This is a genomic window from Oribacterium sinus (genome assembly GCF_963537195.1).
GTDB classification, from domain to species: domain Bacteria; phylum Bacillota; class Clostridia; order Lachnospirales; family Lachnospiraceae; genus Oribacterium; species Oribacterium sinus_A.
This window is the reverse complement of the sequence record NZ_CAUTEG010000005.1, coordinates 25848-46519: the sequence shown is the minus strand read 5'-3', so window position 1 is coordinate 46519 and position 20672 is coordinate 25848. Positions and strand designations below refer to the sequence as shown.

Sequence of the window (20672 nt, the reverse complement as noted above, 5' to 3'; positions counted from 1 at the left end):
GTACTTGCGAAAAACACAGAAACTGTGTTTTTCGCTTAGTATCCGCTACGAGGCGAGGTTAGCGAGAGCGTGCCCCACTTACAGGGATATGCTGCATCGGAGCGTACATTCTTAATTATTTACAGTTCGTCGTTACGAGGCGAAGTTAGCGTGCCCTGTTTTCAGACCTATCCTGGTAAATGCTTTTTTTATATTCTTTTTACAACCCCTTTTATGCAATACTCCTTGCAAGTTCTTGTAAAAATTGCGATAATAACCCTTAAAAAAAGCTAACAAATTTTATTTTATAAGGATGGAACTATGCAGGAAAATAGAACTTACTATAAAAAGAAAATCGTACTGGCGTTGTTTGTTATTACCGTGATTTTCGGACTTCAAACCCTTTATACCTATTACAGTGCCAAGATTTCGGATCCTTTGCAGCTTCTTTCTGCGGTTTTATACGGCACAATCAAGCTGTTCTTATTCGTTTCTCCCATTTCTGCGGAGGAAAAATCCAGCATTTTTTATGAGTTTGCCAAGTGGATGGCGCCAATTTTAACTTCCGCCTTCATCTTTACCCAGATTTCCAACATTTTACTCCATGTGAAAAATATGCTTCTGAACAGAACCAGTATGCATCATGTACTGATTTTTGAAAACACGGAGATGGGGGAGACTTTGATTGGCAATCTGATGAAGGAAAGTACGCCCTATAAGATTTCTTTAATTACCAAGAATTTTTTGGATGACCGTTTGAAAAACAAATATGAGAAGAAGGGGATTGCCACCTATCAGATTGATTTTGAGCATTGCGATGAAAATGAAGTCAGGGAGCTTTTTTCAGCTTTGCATATTCATCATGCCAAGTATATCTTTTTCTGCTCTGACAATGATTTGGAAAATTATGCCCTCTATGCCAATGTGATTAAACGCATTAAACCGAGACGACCCATTACTTGCTATGCGAACTGTAGTTCCAATACGGTGGTGGGCTATATGGAAGAGTTGCTTTCCGAGGAAAGAAAGGGGGAAGAGCTTCTCAAGAAGATAGACACGGTGCACTTTAACCAAAAGGACCTGACCGTACGGATGCTTTTGGCTGAGCCCGCTGTGAAGCATAGCATCTTAAAAAGTCTTGAGGGAATTTCAGAGGATAGCCATATAGCGGATTCCACAGAGAACAGTCATCATTCGACGGATTCTACAGAGAACTGTCATCATACAGTGGACTCCATAGAGAACAGCATCAAGCCTCTCCATGTATTGCTTTTTTCCGTAAATGATTTGACCCTGCCGTTACTGAAGCAGCTGGCCAACGATGCCACCACTTCCTTAACAAGAAATCCGAAAATCAGCATTTTAGAGGAAAATGCTTCCCAAAGAATGCAGGAGCTTTTGGATTTAAACGCTCCGGAAAGGGAAGGCTTGCTAAGAGCTCTGGAGATAGAATGCATAGATTTAGGCCATGAACAAAGGAATTTACAAAATTATCTTAAGGGACTGGGAAAGGAAGAAAGTCCAAGTCTTATTTTCCTGATGCAGGAGGATGTGGTGAAGAGCCTAAAGGCGCTTAAGCTGATGAATCGGTACTTCGGGCAGGTTCCAAAGGTTCTTCGGAATATTTCCAATGTAGATTTGACCCATGTGCTTCCCAAAAGCAAGGAGCAGATCAAGGTTTTCGGAGATCTTTCGGAGATTATGACCGGGGAGATATTGATTCGGGAAGCTCTGGACAATCGGGCTAAGCAGTTTAATGAGGCTTACAATAAGGCCTCGGGGGCAGCAGGAATGGGAGAAGGGACAGCTTGGAATGAGTTGTCTTATGTAAAGAAGAACTCTTCCAGACAGTCTGCCACTCACGCCGGTATCAAAGAAGAGATTATTCGAAGAGTACTTTCCGGGAAATCGGAACAGGAGATTTCTGCCTATTTATCGGAAAAGCTGGAAGAGTTTAAAAAGCTTCAGGAAGCCCAAAAGCTTGGGGGAGAAAATAGAAAAGAAGAGTTTCAACATAACTTTAGACGATACCTTTCCGAAAACCCATTATTGGATTTTCTTTCCAGACTGGAGCATAAGAGATGGTGTAACAGCTACTATGCCATGAACTTCCGCTACGGAGAAAAGAAGGATGAAAATCTAAAAACCCACCCCTGCTTAATTGAAGAGTGGGGAGAGGTTATCGGGGAGAAGTTCGACATTTGTCACCCGGAATATGACTTGCTCTCTGTCTTTACCCTCTTTCGAGAAGAGGAATAAGAGGACGAGACCTCTGGGGTACTATCAGAATTAAATAAACCATACAGAAAAGAGGGGTAAGAATGGAAAAAGAATTGGAACAAAATGCTCCAATCGTTGAGGAAGAAAAGCTGCAAAACTACAGAAAAGATGATGATGCAGAGGAAATGGAGAAGGCGGCGAAGGAGTTTAAGGAAAAGGAATATAAGTTTGATGCCTTTATCAGTTACCGTCATGTGGAGCCGGATCAGAGTATTGCGAAGCAGCTGCACCAGATGATTGAAAGTTTTAAGCCTCCCAAGGAATTCAATAAGGAGGGGAAGAAAACCACCTTCCGAGTCTTCCGTGACAGAGAGGAGCTTGCGGCAAGAGACCTAAGCAGCTCCATTGAAGAGGCCTTGGCGGAAAGTCGCTATCTGATTGTGCTTTGTTCCAAGAGAACGCCCCTGTCCGAGTGGTGTGAGAAGGAAATTCGTACCTTCAGACAGCTTCACGGAGATGAGCGCATTATTCCGGTGCTGATTGAAGGAGAGCCGGATGAAGCTTTTCCTGCACCCTTGAAACAATTAAAAAGAGGGGCGGATCAGAGTCTTGCAGATGTATTGGCGGCAGACATCCGTCCGGATGAAGTTTTACATAAGAATTTTCCCGGCTATGAGGAAGTTCAGAAGAAGGACAGCGCTAAGCTGCAAAACCTGACAAAGCAGGCCCTTCATTTGCTGAAAACCGAAAAGTACCGTATTATGGCAACCATCTTAGGTTGTACCTTTGGAGACCTTAAGCAGAGGGATAAGGAAAGAAAGAATCGGCTTATTCTGACCATATCCTCTCTTTCCGGCGCAATTTTCCTGCTCTTTGGTATCTTTATGTTTAATGCCTACCAAAAGGCAGAGCAGGCCAGACAGGAGGCGGTGCAGTCCAATGCCGGTATTTTAATGAAAAGCTCCCAGGATATGGCCAAGGAAGGGGATTACTTAAAGGCCGCTTTAGTGGCGAAGGAAGCGATGAAGCCTATTGGAAAAGGCATGAAAGCGTATCCGCAGCTCCAATCTGAGAAGATGAGCATTTTCAATGATGTGATTTATCACAGCGGTGCTTCTACCTTGACTTCCATTTCTACAAAAAACAAGTTGACCTTTATGGCTCTAAGCAATGATGAAAAGCTGGTGGCCTTCGGTTTGGGAAATGATGAAACCGCTATTGCCAAGGTGGAAAATGGAGAAATTATCAAGAGATTACCGGGACATAGCCAACAGGTAAAGCTTTTAACATTTTCCAAGGATGATAAGCTTTTGGTTTCCGCTGCTTTTGATAACAGCTTTATTGTCTATGATATGGAGACCGGAGAGGAAAAGGCCAAGCTGGAGATTCCGGGAGTCCCTATGCTGGGGCGTTTTTCCGGGGATAATTCACAGTTTTTCTATGTAAGCTTTACCAATACTTCTGCGAACTTTTACGTTTTTGATGCCAATACCTGGCAACAGCTTAGTACATTTTCCATCCAGGAAACGGTAAAGTATGCGGATATTAAGAGCGATGGTTCAGAGGTGCTTATCACTTTAGGCAACAATGATGAAAATCAGCTGACAAGGAGAAGCCTTAAGGATGGCAGTGTTATTTCTACTATTGATCGGATAGGAAGAACTTCTTTAGATGGATCCAATTTTATGATTCCTTACAAATCCGCCTTTTATTCCAATGACGGGAAGTCTATCATTTTGTTAACGGATGACGAGCTTCAAAAAATTTCTTTGGAGGATAATCAAGTTCTCTTCAGTGAGAAGATCATCACTGCAAATACCTTGAATAAGCCCTTAGTGGAAAGTGAGAATGGGGAAAAAATTGCTATAAACAGCTATGGCAAGATCCTGATTCTCAATGGAGAAACCGGAGAAAGCATAGATGAAGTATCTTTTGGTGACTTGGATTTAAAATATTTTGCGTATAATACAGAACAAAACATGGTTGCAGGCTTTGGAGAAGCAGGGATTTACTCCATTTGGAAGGATAAGGTGATTACGGATGACAGGCTGTATCTGGGGGGGATAGCACCTTCTGAAATCTACTTCTTAAAGGATGGCAGCAAGATTTTGACCAATTCCCATGAAGGCCAAAGCATTAAGATTATTGATACCAAGTCCAGAATTTCTTCGGAGCCGGTGCAGGGCAGAATTATTGCATCCTCCAATGATTCCTCCAAGCTTCTTCTCTTTAACGGGACGGATTTCCTGCTCTCCACGAATAATGGGAAGACCGGGAAAACCATCACCAATGAGAACACGGTGATTTACGGCTTGATGACCAGTACAAAAAAAAACGTCCTGTCCAACGACGGAAAATACTATGCTTATGTTGGGCAAATGGATAGCGGAAATCCCGGACTGGTGCTTTACAATGTGGAAAGTCGGGAATCCAAAACCGTGGAAATCCCTTCTGCTTATCCGGCTCTACGCTTTTCCGATGATGGAAAGAAAATCTATTTGCAGGATAAGAAGGAAGGCTTAAAGATCTATGGCGTTGAGGATTTAAGCTTGCTGGATACTATCCCGGAAATTACGGATTCTTCCTTGAATATCTTGGTTTCCGAAGACGATAAGATACTTCTTGTCAATCGATTTTCAGGAACGGCCTCTCTGTATGATTTGGAAACGAAGCAGCATTTAGAGGATATTCCGGGGGAGGTGCTAAACCTTAAGCATCAAGAGGAGGAAATCATCCTAAAGGGCATACAGAACAATACGGCCTTTACTTGGAGCAGTAAGACCGGTCTTAAGAGTCTGGACATGGATGAAGCGCTCACCCAGACGCCGGTAAGCTTCGATGATGTAAATCTGTATAATGAAAAGGAAAATCTGCTTCTTCTGATTCGGAATAACGATACGGAACGAAAGGCTTATGTGGTGGATTTTGCCACGGGACACCTGATGATGAGCTTCACTCCTTCTGTAAAGCGCTATCTTGTCAATGGGCATATCTCGCCGGAGGGAAATGTGATTATGGTGGATCAGAGCTTTAATACCATTACCGCAACGGACAACTCCGGAGTTCAGGATTATATGACCGCGGCAGTGTACAACATCCTTAGTGATGAGGAGGTTTCTGCAGAGGTGGATAAGATTCTTGCAGGAAGAACATTGACACAGGATGAGAAGGTACAGATCGGTATCAGTACGGAATAAGTCGATTTTGATTTTATATTGAGAGCTAAATAATCAGTTCTGGATCATCATTTAATATCAGGGGAGACCAACAAATATGAAAATCAATATGAATACTACTTATTGTATAATTGTAGATCAAGAGAATCCAGACCAAAAGAAACATAAAATAATAAGTGAAAATGAAAAATTTTGTTTTACAGGGGCAGAATTGACGAATGCCATTATAACTGCTGGAATGCCAGATGTATATCTGAGAAAAGAAAATAGTGTAAGCCGAAAAAATCAAATAAAATTCAAAACATATTTGATTGAAACATTTCTAAAAGAAGTTGAAATTGATTCAGAACACTATCTTGCTTTCAATCATTCGCAAAAAATATTTTTAGATAGTACTGAAGTAGGGGCAATAAATTATTGGATCGGTATGGTATTTATAACTTTAAGAGCGAAAAAAAAGTATAAATACGATTACTTAGTACATTTATCTATGATTAAGGAATTTTCTCATACAATAAAACTTAATTCAAAAGTGTATATAACACCAAAAGGTAGAGAGTCATCTCTGTCTCCGGATTTAGTAGCAGTTAAGGCGATTGATAAAAATGATTTTAAGTATGGTATTTTTGAATCGAAAGGATATTATGAATACAGTAGTGTTGCAATGGAGCATGGTTGGGAGCAAGCCAAGTCAGTAAAATATATTAATAGCAAAGAGCCATCGCATACTTTTGTGGCAATGACTGAAACGGGTGGAAATTGTATCAGAATGATTGAAAAAGATCCCGTAAGTGAAGATGGAGAAATAGATATTAATATAAAGCTTATCTTCTTGTACCATTTTATACCAATTGTGGAGCTTGTTAGAGAATTGCAGGCAGATGAAGTAGCCTTATTAAAAACACATCAAAACATAGGCGTACAAACTATAAGTAGAGACGTAGATGGAAAGGAATCTATAGAGGTACAATTTAATCAGAATATTGACAGAACTAATATATTGGACCAAAAACAACCAAGTAATGTAAAAATTAATTTGACGTCAGGGATATTTCGTAATGGTCAAGATAGCTATGAAATAAGTATTCCTTCTGATATTTATAATTACATAATCGCGTTACTGAATAAAATAGATACAATAGATAGAAACGAGGAATTTGAAAAATTCATAGAAAAGCAAATATCATCGGAAGAAATATCAAATTTAGTAAGTTATAACTATATGAAGCAGGGGATGAAAGTCAATCATGTTGATTTAAAGCTCGATAATCATTTTATGTAAACAATAAAATAATGGAAATTAAATATATGTTTCTGATTTAATATTAGGAGTTATTTCATCTTATAAATACATTATACTGTAATTGCATACAAAGCAAAGTGACAAGCATCTTAGTACTTGTCTCTTTGCTTTATTATCGGCTAAAATAGAACAAGAATAAAAAGTAGCCGAATATATCGAGGCAAGAAATCAAGATAATATTTTTATTGAGCAAAACTATACCTGTTATGGAATAGGAGGAGAGTATGCCTTATATCACAAGAAGCCTGGAAAAAGTCGTTCTGCAAGTCAGCAAGGAGTATCCGGTTGTTTTAATATCCGGTCCTAGACAGGTTGGGAAAACTACCATGTTAAAAAAACTAATGGAAGGTACAGATAGAAACTATGTGTCTTTAGATGACTTACAGGAAAGAGCACTGGCTAAGAATGATCCGGAGATGTTTTTACAGTTGCATAAGCCGCCTGTCCTTATTGATGAAGTGCAATATGCTCCTGAATTATTCAGTATGATTAAGCTGATTGTGGATAAAGAGCATAGAAAGGGGGATTTTTGGCTTACAGGCTCCCAAATTTTTGACTTAATGAAGGGAGTGCAAGAATCTTTAGCAGGAAGAGTTGCAGTGCTATCTCTTTCTTCTTTATCTCAGACGGAGATCTATGGGGGCGAAGATAGTCCTTTTCAGCTGGATCTAAAGCATTTAACGGAGCGAAAGGAAGGAAGAACAAGCGCAGATTTGCAAGAGATTTTTCGCAGAATATTTCAGGGTTCAATGCCTGCTATTGTGAGTAATGAAGTAAGTAACAACAGTATTTTTTATGGTAGCTATCTAAGTACCTATATCGAAAGAGATGTACGAAATCTTTCCGATTCTATTGATTCTCTAAAGTTTTTACGCTTTCTAACCGCTGTGGCTGCCAGATGCAGTCAAATGTTGAATGTCAACGAAATAGCCAGAGATGCGGATATTAATTTAAAGCAGGCGAAGGACTGGATGGGGATTTTGGAAACCTTGGGGATCATATTTTATCTTCATCCCTTCTCCAACAATATGCTAAAGCGACTTGTGAAAACTCCTAAATACTATTTTTATGATACTGGCTTAGTTGCCTATCTGACAAAATGGAGCAGTCCGGAAACTTTGGAAAATGGTGCCATGAACGGGGCAATTTTAGAAAACTATGTGGTATCTGAAATTAGGAAAAGTTATCTAAATAGTGGAAAAGCACCCTTTATGTATTATTACAGAGATAAGGATGCCAGAGAAATAGATATTATATTGGAACAAAACGGAGAACTGAATCCCATTGAAATCAAAAAGTCTGCAAATCCTGCTCCGGAAATTCTGAGAAGTTTTTCTGTTCTGGAAAAGACCGGCTTGAATAGAGGAAAAGGCGCCGTTATCTGTATGAAAATGGAGTTATCAGCCTTTAATCAGGAAAACTTTATTGTTCCGGTATGGTTATTATAAGTACTGGAATAATGTTTATATGCAAAAGGGACTGTAAAATAATAAATAGATTTTCGGCAATATAGGTCTAAATAAGGGGTAGTCTGAGCCCGTCGGTACTTGCGAAAAACAAGAGAATCGCAGTTTTTCGCTTAGTATCCGATACGTGGCGAAGCTAGCGAGAGCGTGCCCCAAATTTAGACCTATATTGCTTAGAAAATTATATTGATTTTTGAAGTCCCTTTCTGGAAACATTTATTCCTAGGATGTTTAATATCCAAACAAGACTACCCAGTAATCGTTTCCTTTTTCGTCCAGATAATAGCCTGCTCCGAAGTGCTGAAATTCTCCCTTACTCATAATGCGATTGTGGCCTGCACTGGAAATCCAAGCATTTACGGTTCTGTCGGGAGTTTCGTTGTTGTGGGCAAGAATTTCTCCGTACACATCCGCTTCATCCAAAACGGAGCCCCCCTGGGGTCTTGTATGGGAAAAGCTTGCAGCACATTCCTTGGCTCTGATATCTGCAATAGAGCTTAAGCGTTCACTTTCTTCTAAGGCGTGTAAGTTTTGCCCTGCTCTGAATTGGTTGATTCTATCCAATGTTTCTTGCTTGTAGGAGGAACTGTCTTGAACGGAAGTAGTATCGTCCTCTTCCGTATATTCTTTCTGCACATCCCTTGTTTGCACAACGGAATCTACAGTCCAAGCGCCATTCTCATCTACGGTATAGCCGTCGGGAGTGGTGGTATTGGTATACATCCAACCATTGGCATCAAAGTAATAGCACTCAGCAACGCCGTCATTGTCGGTATCAATCCATTGCCATGTAGAGCGTAAATAATTTTCATTTCCTAAATCGTACCACCAGGCATCCCTGGAAGTTCCTTTGGTAAAGCCTACGGAAAATGTTGGAATAGCGGAAAGCAGGAAGGCAACAGAAATGGCCATGAGAAACTTGGCCATGAATTTATGCCTGGAACTTACCGGAGTTTGAAATGGGTTTTCTGAAACGGCTTCTGTTTTTGAAATGTCTTCTGTTTCTGAAATCCGATTTGTAAGTTCTATAGTTTGATCTATTTCGACGGAGGAATTCTCCGAAATTGTATTTTTAAACTGGAAAAATTTTTTGTTTTGACATCCTATCATTGGTATATGGACTCCTTTCCGTGTATGCATATTAATGCATAAATAAAGGCAAATCAATAGGCTTTCGCAGATGTCAAGAAACCGTAAAATAAAAGTGTAAATCTATGAAGACAAACCTAATATTTTGGTAAGGATAAGGCATTTTTGATTACAATATTTAGTCGCATTTCTTAATTTTTTGAACTAAAATAAATCTTAAGAATGGTGATAATAATGAATACTTTAAGTGCTTGTTTTTTATAGAATTTGGAGTAAACTGCGAAAAAAAGAATACTCTTGTCAGAAAATTCATCCTTCAGTAGAATAAAGCGAAAAGCATAAGGAATAAGACATGCAGTGCTAAAAGGATGAAAGGGAAAATGATGGAAGAGCGAATCGGTATTTTGGTTTTTGGCGCGGTTTTTGTGGACATAAAGGGTTATCCTTTTTCTTTGTATCGGCCGGATGGAAGAAACGCCGGAAAGGTGGTCAAGGTTCATGGAGGTGTGAGCCGAAATATTGTGGAGGATATTGCCAATGTGGAGCTTCGACCTACCTTTATTTCTGTAGTGGATAAGGATGCTATTGGAGAAGAGGTAGTACAGAAATTAAAGCGGCATAAGGTAAATACCAATTATATCCGGCGAATTGAAGGGGGCTTAGGAACCTGGCTGGCTATCTTTGATACGGAAGGGGAGCTTAGGGGCTCTATTTCCCAAAGGCCGGACCTTTCTAAGCTGGAGGAGGTACTTTCGGAGCAGGGAGACTCTTTGTTCTCTCGCTGTGATAGTGTTATTGTGGAAATTGATATGGATTCCAAGCTTTTAAAGCAGATTTTTCAATTGGCTGAGAAATACAATAAAAAGATATATGCAGCTGTTTCCAATATGTCCATTGCCTTAGAAAGAAGAGACCTTTTAAAGACCACTGCCTGTATTGTTTGTAATCAGCAGGAGGCAGGGATGCTCTTTTCCGAGGACTTTGAGGAAATGAATTTGGAGGAGATGGCAAGCTCTCTTTCCTCCTATGTGGTAAAGGCGCAGTTCCCACAGATGATTATGACTTTAGGCAGTCAGGGAGCCATTTATGCGGAGCAAAATGGGCATTTCGGACATTGTAAGGCAAAGAAAGTCCATGTAATCGATACCGCAGGAGCAGGAGACGCCTTTTTTGCGGGAGTGGCTATGGGACTGACGTATGGTAAGAATCTGATGGAGGCCTGTGAAATCGGTACCAAACTGGCGGCTTCCGTCCTTGGCACCTCGGAAAATGTAAATCCTCGTTTCCTTCCGGAAGAATTGGGGCTTAAGAGCCTGGAAGCCTAAGAGGAGTGTTTCAAAATGATTTCTATCATTGTTGCTGTGGCTAAAGGCGGTGCCATCGGAAAAGAGGGAAAGATGCCCTGGAAGATCCCCGGAGAGCAAAGGCAGTTTAAGGATCTAACCACAGGCCATGTGGTAATTATGGGGAGAACATCCTATGAGGAAATTGGCCATCCTCTTCCCGAGAGAACAAATATCGTTGTATCCAAAACAAAGGTCTTCTCCGGAGAAAATTTATATACTGTAAAATCTTTACAGGAAGCAATAGAAAGAGCGGGGCAAGAAGAAATCTTTATTGCAGGAGGGGCAGAAATATTTCAGAAAGCACTTCCCCTTGCAGATAAAATCTATATGACTTATGTGGATATGGAAGTCCCGGATGCTGACCGGTTTTTTCCTGATTTCCCGAAGGAAGAGTACAAAAGGGAAGAAATAGAAAAGGTAGGAGGGGAGACCTCCTACCTAAGAGTATTGTATACGAAAAAAGGGGATTAGGAAAGAAGTATCACAAAGAGGAGTATTTTTCGTAGAGGGATTTTTTGGGGAGATTTTCATGAATATTCAGATTTTTGGAACAAAGAAGAGCCAGGATACAAAGAAGGCGGAACGCTATTTTAAGGAAAGAGGGATTAAATTTCAGGCTGTGGATTTGAAAGAAAAGGGAATCAGCAAGGGAGAATTTCAATCCGTTCTTTCTGTTGTGGGGGATTTGGAAGAGATGCTGGATGAAAAAACAAAGGAGCGGGAAGCATATCAACTGATTCGATATCTTGCGAAGGAAGACAAAATTGCGAAAGTCTTAGAGTATCCTATGGTATTAAAGCAACCCATCGTGAGAAATGGGAAGCAGGCTACGGTAGGGTATTGTCCGGATATTTGGAAGACTTGGGAATAGAGATTCTTTCTTGCCATATTTCACGGATTCAGATATACTAAATTAATAAAATTGCAAACAATATAATTGAATGAAATTAATAATGCGAAATAAAGAGTATGAAAGATAAATAAAGAGTAGTAAAAGGAGTTTCTATGAATATGGTAGTTTTTTGGGGTATATTGATTCCCTTTATTGGAACAAGCTTGGGAGCGGCCTGTGTTTTCATTATGAAACGGGATTTTCATCCCAATGTGCAGAAGGGGCTAACAGGATTTGCTGCAGGAGTTATGGTAGCAGCTTCTATTTGGAGCTTGCTGATACCTGCTATGGAAGAGAGTGCTCATTTGGGAAAGCTGGCCTTTCTTCCCGCCTTTGTGGGATTTTGGCTGGGAACCTTGTTTTTATTGGCATTGGATAAGATTATCCCCCATTTGCATCAGAATACAGATCAGGCTGAAGGAATGCCCAGTTCTTTTCAAAGGACTACGATGATGCTTCTTGCGGTAACCCTTCATAATATTCCGGAAGGTATGGCTGTGGGGGTAGTGTTTGCTGGACTTTTGACAGGAGAAGTTAATATTACTGCCGGAGCTGCCCTGGCTTTAGCCTTGGGAATTGCCTTACAAAACTTCCCGGAGGGAGCTATTATTTCCCTGCCACTTCATAGCAAAGGGCAAAGCAAGGGGAAAGCCTTTTTGAATGGTGTATTATCCGGCGCAGTAGAACCCCTTGGAGCCCTACTGATGATTTTCTTTGCACCGATATTTGCTCCTTATATGCCAATCTTCCTATCTTTTGCGGCGGGAGCTATGCTCTATGTAGTAGTGGAAGAGTTGATTCCGGAAATGTCGGAGGGGGAGCACAGTAATGTGGGTGTTTTACTTTTTGCCCTGGGCTTTACCGTCATGATGGCATTGGATGTGGCTTTGTCCTAGTTCTTGTGGGAATGATAATTTTGAATGTGACTTTGTCCTAGTTCTTAAATGATAGAACTTAAGCCGGCATTGTCATGGGATTTTGTACGGAGAAATTGACAGAGGAGTTTTCGGGAAAATAAGAGGAAGTATGCAGTATCAAAATATTGTTGAGGGAAAGTTTTTGGAACGTCCAAATCGTTTTATTGCCCATGTGGAGATAGAGGGTAAGGTGGAAACGGTACATGTGAAAAATACCGGGCGCTGTAAGGAACTCTTGCTACCGGGCGTGAAGGTCTATTTGGAGAAAAGCGGAAATCCCAATCGTAAAACCGCCTATGATTTGGTGGCGGTGGAGAAGGCGGGGTTGGGGCTGGTAAACATCGACAGTCAGGCTCCGAATCAGGTGGTAGCGGAATGGCTTAGAGGTTTTGCCTTCGAAAAGCTAAAGCCGGAGTATGTTTTTCGTGATTCCAGAGTGGATTTTTATATGGAACGGGATATGGCGCTTCCGGAAGCCTTTTGGGAATATGGGGAAAGGGAAGAAATAAATGGAAAGGAGCAGCGGGCCGAGAATATAAGAATGCAGAGTCAGGAGCTTCTCAATGTATCAGGGAATATCCGTAAATATCTCTTAGAAGTAAAGGGATGTACCTTGGAAAGGGACGGCATCGGTTATTTCCCGGATGCCCCGACGGAACGTGGAGTAAAGCATTTAAGGGAACTTACGAAGGCTATACAGGAGGGCTATATCGCTATTTTGGCTTTTGTGATTGCCATGCCGAAGGTTTCTATGGTATATCCGAATGTGGAGACCCATAAGGCCTTTGGAGACGCATTGGAAGAAGCCCGGCAGACCGGGGTGAAGATTCTGTATTTACCCTGTACCGTGACAATGGAAGGTATGTGGATTTCTTCTTAGCTTTTGGCTTGTTTTAAAAGGATGATTTTTTAATTCGAGAATAGTTAGCTTGGTTTTTAGAGGAAAGGTATTTTATGAAAATTATAATTTCTCCTGCGAAAAAAATGAAAACATCTGAATTGGATATCCCTCACCAAGGCTATCCTCTTTTTGTAGAATCAGGAGCAGAGGAAAATAGTACATTTTTGAAAGGCGGATTGAATCTGTCGGGAAAGACGGAACGCCTTTTACAATATTTAAAATCTCTTTCTTTTTTAGAGTTAAAAGAGCTTTGGGCCTGTAATGAGGATTTGGCCAGGGAAAATAGTGATAGAGTAGCTAAGATGGATTTGAGAAGAAATTGTAGTCCTGCCATTTTATCCTACGAAGGGATTCAGTATCAGTATATGGCTCCCTCTGTTATGGAGGCCTCTCAACTTGCGTATTTACAGAGTCATCTTAGGATTCTTTCCGGCTTTTATGGCGTGGTAAAGCCCCTAGATGGGGTGGTTCCCTATCGTTTGGAAATGCAGGCAAAGGCGAAGATTGGTACTTCTAAAAATCTGTATGACTTTTGGGGTGAGGATATCTGGACTGCATTGCTTTTGGAAGAGATAGAAGAGCGTTTGCAAAAAGAGGGAGAAAAGTCGTTGGAAAATGAAAATCCTATGCTAATCCTCAATCTCGCCTCCAAAGAATATGCCAAATGTATAGAGAAATATCTTCCCAAGGATAGAATCCTGAGGAAAAAAATCATGTGGAAAGATGAGCCGAAAGAATTATCATTTCCCATTCACTACATTAGCTGCGGTTTTTATGAGAAGTCAGGAGAAAAGCTTGTGCAAAAGGGCGTCTATGCCAAGATGGCAAGAGGAGAAATGGTGCGTTTTTTGGCAGAAAATAAGATAGAAAACGCAGAAGAAATCAAGGGCTTTAAGGGGCTGGATTTTAACTTTGAGGATAAACTTTCCACGGAAAATCAATATATTTTCCTTCGAAAATAAAGAAATAGAAATTGACAGAAATAGAAAAGCAAAAGAGTTTTCGTCGTATTAAGCTCTTTTCCTTCCGAAAGGAATGGGAAGGGCTTTTTTTAGAATAATTATATGTACTGAAAATTATAAATGTTTGGAAATCGTTTGGGATTGATTGGAGAGAATAATGGAATTAATAGAATACATAAGACTAAGAAATAAAATGACACAGAGTGAATGGGCAGAATCTGATGAAGAAGCTGCTTTAATTACAGAAGAAAGCTTTGCAAAGAGAATTAGCTTAAGCTTAATATGGGTGACATCGGGAGGTTCATTTACAGCTTATCTTGATGATGATGACCTTTTCTTTGGACACAGCATAGCAGTTAATGGAAGCCCTAAGAAGGGGCTATTGTCGGCTGATATTGAGGGATAAAACATATACTGATATTTTTGGTAGTGAAAGGAGAAAAATGGAAAAACAAGCACTTATAAATCAATGGTTACTTGAGCAGGAAATAGCGCATATTAAGGGTTGGGATTTCTCACATATTAGAGGAAGATATAAAGAAGAGGATGATCTCCCTTGGGATTTTGAAAACATTATAAAATCCTATTTGAATGATACAGATTATTTATTGGACATGGAAACAGGAGGTGGCGAATTTCTTTTGTCTTTTATGGCAAATGCTAAATATACTGCTGCGATTGAAGGGTATGAACCAAACATCAAAATATGTGAGGACAGACTTCTTCCTTTAGGAATAGATTTTAAAGCATGTGACGGAGGAGATATTCTTCCTTTTGAAGATAACTACTTTGACATTATTACTAACAGGCATGGTCAATATAACATAAACGAAATTAAAAGAACTCTTAAAAGCGGAGGAATATTTCTTACGCAACAAGTCGGTGCAGAAAATGACAGAGAACTTGTAGAACTTTTGATAGGTGATGTTGAAATACCTTTTCCGGAAGCATATTTAAGTATTGCAAGACAGAAATTTACTGATAACGGATTTGACATTGTGGAAGCAGATGAAGTCTACAGACCGATAGAGTTTTATGATGTAGGTGCACTGGTTTGGTTTGCCAGAATTATTGATTGGGAATTTCTGGATTTTGAAGTGGAGAAATATCAGGATAACCTTTTTAAAGCACAGGAAATTCTTGATAAAGAAGGTGTAATTAAGGGGAAAATTCATAGATATTATTTTGTGGCTAAAAAGAAATAATAAATTTTAGTTTGTTTTTTGAGTAAAATAGTAAGCCGTAGGAGGACGCAATGGAAGAATTTATAGTAGCTGAGGAGGGCATTCCTTACAATATAAGCTGTGAAGGGGCAACGATAGCATATTATGGAAGTGAGATAGAATTTCACTTTGAAACAGTGCCGCCGCATGGAGATGAAATTTTCTCTGCAAAATTGCCACTGCTCAATGTTAATCTTCCATTTTGGATGTATGGGAGAAATCTTATATTTTTAGACGCCTATTATATGCTCGCAGAAACTGTAGAGAAGGGTACTTGGGATCCTATAACGAGCAGGCTCATCAATATACATACGGGAGAATACGCAAGCCTTGGCGGTTGGTATAATAATGTAAAAGTTAAAGAAAATGAAGTTGAATTAAAAAATGATTATGACGGAAAATCTATGGTTTTAAGGGATGTTAAGGGACTTGATTGGATTTATATAACCAAGGAGAAGAATAATGGCTAAGAAAAGAGTTACCCTGCCAAAAGACTTTGATGAATTGCTTAAAGTGGGAGATATTGAAGCACTTAAAGCTGTCTATGATAAATGTGAGCTTACTGCCTATGATGGAAAATTCGGTCTTCATACTGCACTTCATTACAAGGGTGTACCTGACGAGCTTGTTATCTGGCTCGTTAAGCAGGGCCTTGATGTAAATATACCTGACTATTATGGCGGCACACCTTTGTACAGTCAGGCAACCTTTGGCATGGATACAGTAAAACTGCTTTATGAGCTGGGAGGAGATATACAAAAGCCAAATAGATATGGAAATACGCCACTTCATATGGCAGCAGAGTATTTCCGCCCTAATATAGTACGCTTTTTGATTGAAAAGGGTGCAGACGTCAATGCTAAAAATGAAAGAGGTGAAACTCCGCTATCAGCGGCTCTTACAGTGTGCGGAGGACTCAGGGTAGTGCCTTTGGTTGAAATAGCAGAAATGTTAATAAAGGCAGGTGTAGAAATTACGCCTAAGATGGCAGAAAAAGTAGAAATAATCGGTAAGGATTTTGAATTCCACAGGGAAGATTTTAGCAAAGAGTCGCTTGAAGAGGCTGATGCAGCCCTGTCAAAGCTCTACAATATCTTTGGTGCAAAGCCTGTGGCAAAAAGAATAATACATGACGGCGTTTCTCCTATTCTTATAAAGGGGAGCACTTGGAAAGAGCAGTATAATGAGCTTTGGGATTTACTAATTCCATCTACAGGAGCCGCAAAAACGGTGCAGGGAGAGGTTATCCGCATAACAGGCAGGGTGGACGATGAAATTAACAGAAACGGTGGAATAAACTGGGATAGGAGTTATAGAAATATGCTAAATTCGCTGTCGGTTCATTTTGCAGAAGGAAATGCGCTGTCAGAGAAGGAGATAGAAGAGAGTAAGGTGCTTATTTCAAAGATAGATGGAAAAGGTTTGGCTGAGGATGGTGTAATTACAAGATTATGCGAGCTTGCAGTTAGTTGGGTAATCTTAAACCCTAACCCAATTCCGCTAGGCGAAATAAATTATAACAGATAATAATCACAGGAGATTGCAGATGATTACAATAAAAGACATAGGAGATTTTGAATCTGTTCCCGGGATTGTAAGTGATATTATAAACGGAGATACATTGGCTTTAGATAAGCATTTATCGGAGGGCTTCGATATAGAAGAGGGATATCTCGATGATTACGAAGAAATCCTTGGAGCTACAGAGAAAGTACGTTATTCTCCTTACCCTTAACAAGTGTCAATTGTGTAGCGTTCTGTATTTCGTTTATAAATACTCTCTATAAGACAACGGAGCTATCCAGAAAGACAATTAGACAAGTAGTCCATAAAAATATACAATAAACGAGGCTATTTAATTTATGTAATTGTATGTTTTTAAGTACGGGGTGAGGCATGAACGGCATTTCCAAGGATTATGGGGCAGTTAGCAGTGTAGAGGAGCTGTTGGAACAGGAAGAAAAAGGGAAAACAAAGCGGGAGAAAAATCTCGATCTTTTGATTCAATTGAGTCCCTTTTTGATGGGAGTTCTGGCACTTTTAGAATACTTCTATGTTCCTAACCATCACGGGTTTGAGGCAAGTTACGTTTATGCCTTTTTTTTATTGCTTTTATTATTGGGAAATGGAATTTCTTTTCTGCTTTCCTTTCGGGGAAAAAGGCAAAGGAAGAATTATCTTTACCATGCTCCTTTTCGTGCTTTTGTGTTTTTTTTGTTCATGCTCTATGATTCCCTGACTCTAAAAAGCAATATTTTGATTACTCCATATTTTCCCAGTATTGACAAGGTGCTTTCTTCTATGATGCAGGATAGAGCGTATCTGTGGGAATGTACCATGAGCTCTTTGTTTTTATTATTTTGCGGTTATTTTTCCGGACTGATTGTGGGGCTTTTTACAGGAATTGCCTGTGGCTATAACAAAAAAATAAATTACTGGATTGAACCTTTTATGAAACTCCTGGGCTCCATTCCCAGTACCACATGGATTCCGATCGTCATGGTTTTAGCGACTTCTTTGTTCCGGGGAAGTGTCTTCATCATTGCGCTGGGCGTTTGGTTTTCCATTACCTTAGCAACAATTACCGGCATTCGGAACATGGACAAGTCTTATTATGAGGCGGCAAGAACCCTGGGGGCAAAGGAGAAGGATTTGATCCTTGAAATTGCTATACCCTCGGCCTTACCCAGCATTTTCCAAGGGATGGTTCAGGCCATGAGTTCAGCTTGTATGGCTTTGATGGTTGCGGAAATGATTGGTGTGGAATCCGGTCTTGGCTGGTATATCACCTGGCAAAAGAGCTGGGCAGAATACGGAAAGATGTACGGTGCCATAATTTTAATTTGCTGTATCTTTGTTACCGTGAATTTTCTTTTGAACAGCATAAAAAAACGGGTACTTCGTTGGCAGGAAGGTATGCTGAAGGATTGATAAGAAAAGGATTAGAAGAATGAGAACTGACAGTTGGCTGAAAGAAAGAACCTGTCCGGAAAGGAGTAGCTCTTGGGATTAGTAATAGAAAATGTTTCAAAAAGTTTTGCCCGTAAGGAAAAGGAAATTACCTTCGCTCTTTCTCCTGTGAATTTGCAGGTGGAGGAAGGAGAATTTCTTTCGATTGTAGGCCCCAGCGGATGTGGTAAATCTACTTTGCTTCGTTTGGTGGCCGGATTAATTCCTCCCACTTCGGGAAGACTAATGCTGGATGGGCAGGAAATAGAAGGAACGGATGCCAAAAGAGGCATGGCCTTCCAAAAGCCCACTCTTTTTCCATGGCTTACGGTTGAGGAAAATATTGCGTTCGGCCCCAGAATGCAGGGAAAGAAAAAACCGGAAGAGATAGAGAGAATGTTGGAGTTGACACATTTGACTAAATTCCGAAAGGCTTATCCTCACGAATTATCCGGGGGAATGGCACAAAGAGCAGCTTTGGTAAGAACCATGATTAATGAGCCGGAGGTCTTTTTACTGGATGAACCCCTGGGAGCATTGGACGCCTTTACCAGAATGCAAATGCAGGATGAGCTACTCCTTTTATGGAAGGAAAAGAAAAATATGATGCTGATGGTGACCCATGATGTGGATGAGGCCATTTATATGGGCACCAGAGTCATTGTTATGGCTAAGGCGGGAGGCAGTATTTTAAGGGATATTTCTATTGATTTGGATTATCCCAGAAAAAGGTTGGATCCGAAGTTTTTAGCCTATAGAGAGGAAATTATGCGTCTTCTCGGGGTGGATCAGGAAAAAGAGTCAGATTAAGGAGTTTCTTAAAACTCATACAAAACGTAATGGAAGTCTTAGGGAAGCCTTATAGAAGTAGTCTTATGGAGGCCAATGGGAATATTGGAACATGGCGTTTTGCGATGGGTTTTTAGATAGATAGGAACAAGAAATGTACAGGCAAGAAGAGGAGTGTATGATGAAAAAGACATTGAGACAACTGGGAATGGCAGTAGCTTTAGCTTCCGTATTTTCTATGACGGCGTGCAGCAGTCAAGTAGGTAAGCAGGCGGAAACAACAAAGGCAGAAAACGGAATGCAGGCCGAGAGTCAGGAAAAAACTGAGGTCGAGAAGGACAGTACAGCTCAAGAGGCAAAGCAGGGGGATGGAGAACATCAAACCGAAGAAATCAAGGGGGGATTTTCCGACCGCCCGGAGGCAAAGGATATTGTGTATCATCCCTTAAAGCTTACTCCGGAAGAGGAAGAAGCTTGGAAAAAAGAGCCTGCTTATGGCAAGGATATCCAAATTGGTTATAATGGAGGACTTTGTACAGGAACCTTCGGTACTGCTCAGGAAGAGGGATTTTATAAGGCGGAGGGCTTAAGTACAGCTATCAGCCAGATGACCGAAGCTAAGGATGCAGTAGCTACAGGAAAGGTGGATATTGCAGCAGACCATTTGGCTTCTGTTTTTGTTCCTGCTGTAAATGGCTTGAATCTGGTATTTACAAAAGGTGCTCATAGCGGCTGTAAGACTTTATATGTATTAAAGGATTCCGAGATTCAAAGTACCGCAGATTTAAAAGGAAAGACGGTTTCTTTAAGTGACGGTATCGGAAATTCCGACCATAATATTGCTCTTCGTTTCTTTAGTAACGACGGCATTAAGCCTGAGGAAGTGAAGTACAAGGTGGTTGCCAATGATGCAGTGATTATGGCTTTACAGAATGGAGAAGTGCAGGGAGCCATGATGTCCGATATGTTTGCACGGAAATTTGTAGATGAGGGTATTATTCGTCCAATTCGTTCCCTTACTACTGATCCTGACTTCAAGATTGAACCTTGCTGTGTACAGATTATGAATGCGGATTTTGCTAAGGAAAATCCTATTACAGCCAAGAAATTAGAGAACGCCAGCATCTATTGCAGCCAGTGGATTGAGGACAATAAGGAGACCTTCGTAGATCTTCTTTTGGAAAAGAACTGGGCAAGTGGTGATAGACAGAAGGTCTTGGATTTTGCCAATTCTCTGAATTTTGTTCTTAGTGATGAGCAGACGGAAACGGCTATGAGAAAGGTTATCAAAGATTATCAGTCCTTTGGACTATTGGATAAGAATCTGAAGGAAGAAGAAATTGTGGATAAATTCTGGAAGCCTATGGATTGATATTTTTATCTAGTGCATTTAGCTATAAGTATGGATAGTTTGTAAAAAAAACCTTTTACTTTCTTTTCACTGTGCTAAAATAGATATA

At 40.3% G+C, this 20672-nt stretch carries 19 protein-coding genes; 18 read left to right on the top strand and 1 reads right to left on the bottom strand.

Going from position 1 to position 20672, the window contains the following annotated elements:
* Positions 1 to 300: 300 nt before the first annotated feature.
* The 4 genes from RYL27_RS01690 (at position 301) to RYL27_RS01675 (ending at position 8126) form a co-directional block, all read left to right on the top strand.
* The gene (locus RYL27_RS01690; RefSeq protein ID WP_314964796.1) at positions 301 to 2238 is read left to right on the top strand and encodes a hypothetical protein; all 1938 of its coding nucleotides are present in this window, start codon (positions 301 to 303) and stop codon (positions 2236 to 2238) included.
* 62 nt (positions 2239 to 2300) lie between these two features.
* On the top strand, positions 2301 to 5396 hold the full coding sequence (locus tag RYL27_RS01685; protein ID WP_314964794.1) for a toll/interleukin-1 receptor domain-containing protein: 3096 nt from the start codon (positions 2301 to 2303) through the stop codon (positions 5394 to 5396).
* A gap of 76 nt (positions 5397 to 5472) precedes the next feature.
* Positions 5473 to 6657, top strand: a complete 1185-nt coding sequence (locus RYL27_RS01680) for a hypothetical protein (RefSeq protein WP_314964793.1) — start codon at positions 5473 to 5475, stop codon at positions 6655 to 6657.
* A gap of 245 nt (positions 6658 to 6902) precedes the next feature.
* Complete coding sequence (locus RYL27_RS01675) at positions 6903 to 8126, top strand: ATP-binding protein (protein WP_314964792.1); 1224 nt, start codon at positions 6903 to 6905, stop codon at positions 8124 to 8126.
* 249 nt (positions 8127 to 8375) lie between these two features.
* Here RYL27_RS01675 and RYL27_RS01670 read toward each other — a convergent pair whose 3' ends face one another.
* The gene (locus RYL27_RS01670) at positions 8376 to 9071 is read right to left on the bottom strand and encodes a CAP domain-containing protein (RefSeq protein WP_314964790.1); all 696 of its coding nucleotides are present in this window, start codon (positions 9069 to 9071) and stop codon (positions 8376 to 8378) included.
* 542 nt (positions 9072 to 9613) lie between these two features.
* Here RYL27_RS01670 and RYL27_RS01665 point away from each other — a divergent pair.
* The 14 genes from RYL27_RS01665 (at position 9614) to RYL27_RS01600 (ending at position 20584) form a co-directional block, all read left to right on the top strand.
* On the top strand, positions 9614 to 10558 hold the full coding sequence (locus RYL27_RS01665; protein WP_331667022.1) for a carbohydrate kinase family protein: 945 nt from the start codon (positions 9614 to 9616) through the stop codon (positions 10556 to 10558).
* Positions 10559 to 10573: 15 nt separating this feature from the next.
* Positions 10574 to 11050: a dihydrofolate reductase gene (locus RYL27_RS01660; protein ID WP_314964788.1), complete on the top strand. Its 477-nt coding sequence runs from the start codon at positions 10574 to 10576 to the stop codon at positions 11048 to 11050.
* 58 nt (positions 11051 to 11108) lie between these two features.
* A complete protein-coding gene (locus RYL27_RS01655; RefSeq protein WP_314964786.1) occupies positions 11109 to 11450 on the top strand; it encodes an arsenate reductase family protein in 342 nt (113 codons plus the stop codon).
* A gap of 134 nt (positions 11451 to 11584) precedes the next feature.
* Complete coding sequence (locus RYL27_RS01650; RefSeq protein ID WP_314964784.1) at positions 11585 to 12367, top strand: ZIP family metal transporter; 783 nt, start codon at positions 11585 to 11587, stop codon at positions 12365 to 12367.
* A 130-nt stretch (positions 12368 to 12497) separates the two neighbouring features.
* Positions 12498 to 13268, top strand: a complete 771-nt coding sequence (locus RYL27_RS01645) for a DNA/RNA nuclease SfsA (protein ID WP_314964782.1) — start codon at positions 12498 to 12500, stop codon at positions 13266 to 13268.
* Between the two features lie 74 nt (positions 13269 to 13342).
* Positions 13343 to 14251 carry a peroxide stress protein YaaA gene (gene yaaA, locus RYL27_RS01640; protein WP_314964780.1) on the top strand — a complete coding sequence of 303 codons (909 nt, stop codon included), beginning with the start codon at positions 13343 to 13345 and terminating at the stop codon, positions 14249 to 14251.
* Positions 14252 to 14408: 157 nt separating this feature from the next.
* The gene (locus RYL27_RS01635; RefSeq protein WP_330700323.1) at positions 14409 to 14657 is read left to right on the top strand and encodes a DUF2262 domain-containing protein; all 249 of its coding nucleotides are present in this window, start codon (positions 14409 to 14411) and stop codon (positions 14655 to 14657) included.
* Positions 14658 to 14694: 37 nt separating this feature from the next.
* Positions 14695 to 15456, top strand: coding sequence for a class I SAM-dependent methyltransferase (locus RYL27_RS01630; RefSeq protein WP_314964779.1), 762 nt, complete (start codon positions 14695 to 14697; stop codon positions 15454 to 15456).
* Between the two features lie 50 nt (positions 15457 to 15506).
* Positions 15507 to 15944: a hypothetical protein gene (locus RYL27_RS01625; RefSeq protein ID WP_314964777.1), complete on the top strand. Its 438-nt coding sequence runs from the start codon at positions 15507 to 15509 to the stop codon at positions 15942 to 15944.
* Positions 15937 to 17001 carry an ankyrin repeat domain-containing protein gene (locus tag RYL27_RS01620; RefSeq protein WP_314964776.1) on the top strand — a complete coding sequence of 355 codons (1065 nt, stop codon included), beginning with the start codon at positions 15937 to 15939 and terminating at the stop codon, positions 16999 to 17001. Before RYL27_RS01625 ends, RYL27_RS01620 begins: the two co-directional genes overlap by 8 nt.
* Positions 17002 to 17020: 19 nt before the next feature.
* Positions 17021 to 17209 (top strand): hypothetical protein, encoded by a 189-nt coding sequence (locus tag RYL27_RS01615; protein ID WP_314964775.1) that lies wholly within the window; start codon positions 17021 to 17023, stop codon positions 17207 to 17209.
* A 161-nt stretch (positions 17210 to 17370) separates the two neighbouring features.
* Complete coding sequence (locus RYL27_RS01610; RefSeq protein WP_314964774.1) at positions 17371 to 18405, top strand: ABC transporter permease; 1035 nt, start codon at positions 17371 to 17373, stop codon at positions 18403 to 18405.
* Positions 18406 to 18477: 72 nt separating this feature from the next.
* The gene (locus RYL27_RS01605; RefSeq protein WP_314964773.1) at positions 18478 to 19233 is read left to right on the top strand and encodes an ABC transporter ATP-binding protein; all 756 of its coding nucleotides are present in this window, start codon (positions 18478 to 18480) and stop codon (positions 19231 to 19233) included.
* A 160-nt stretch (positions 19234 to 19393) separates the two neighbouring features.
* Entirely contained in the window at positions 19394 to 20584 is a 1191-nt protein-coding gene (locus RYL27_RS01600) for an ABC transporter substrate-binding protein (protein WP_314964771.1), read from the top strand.
* Positions 20585 to 20672: the final 88 nt, after the last annotated feature.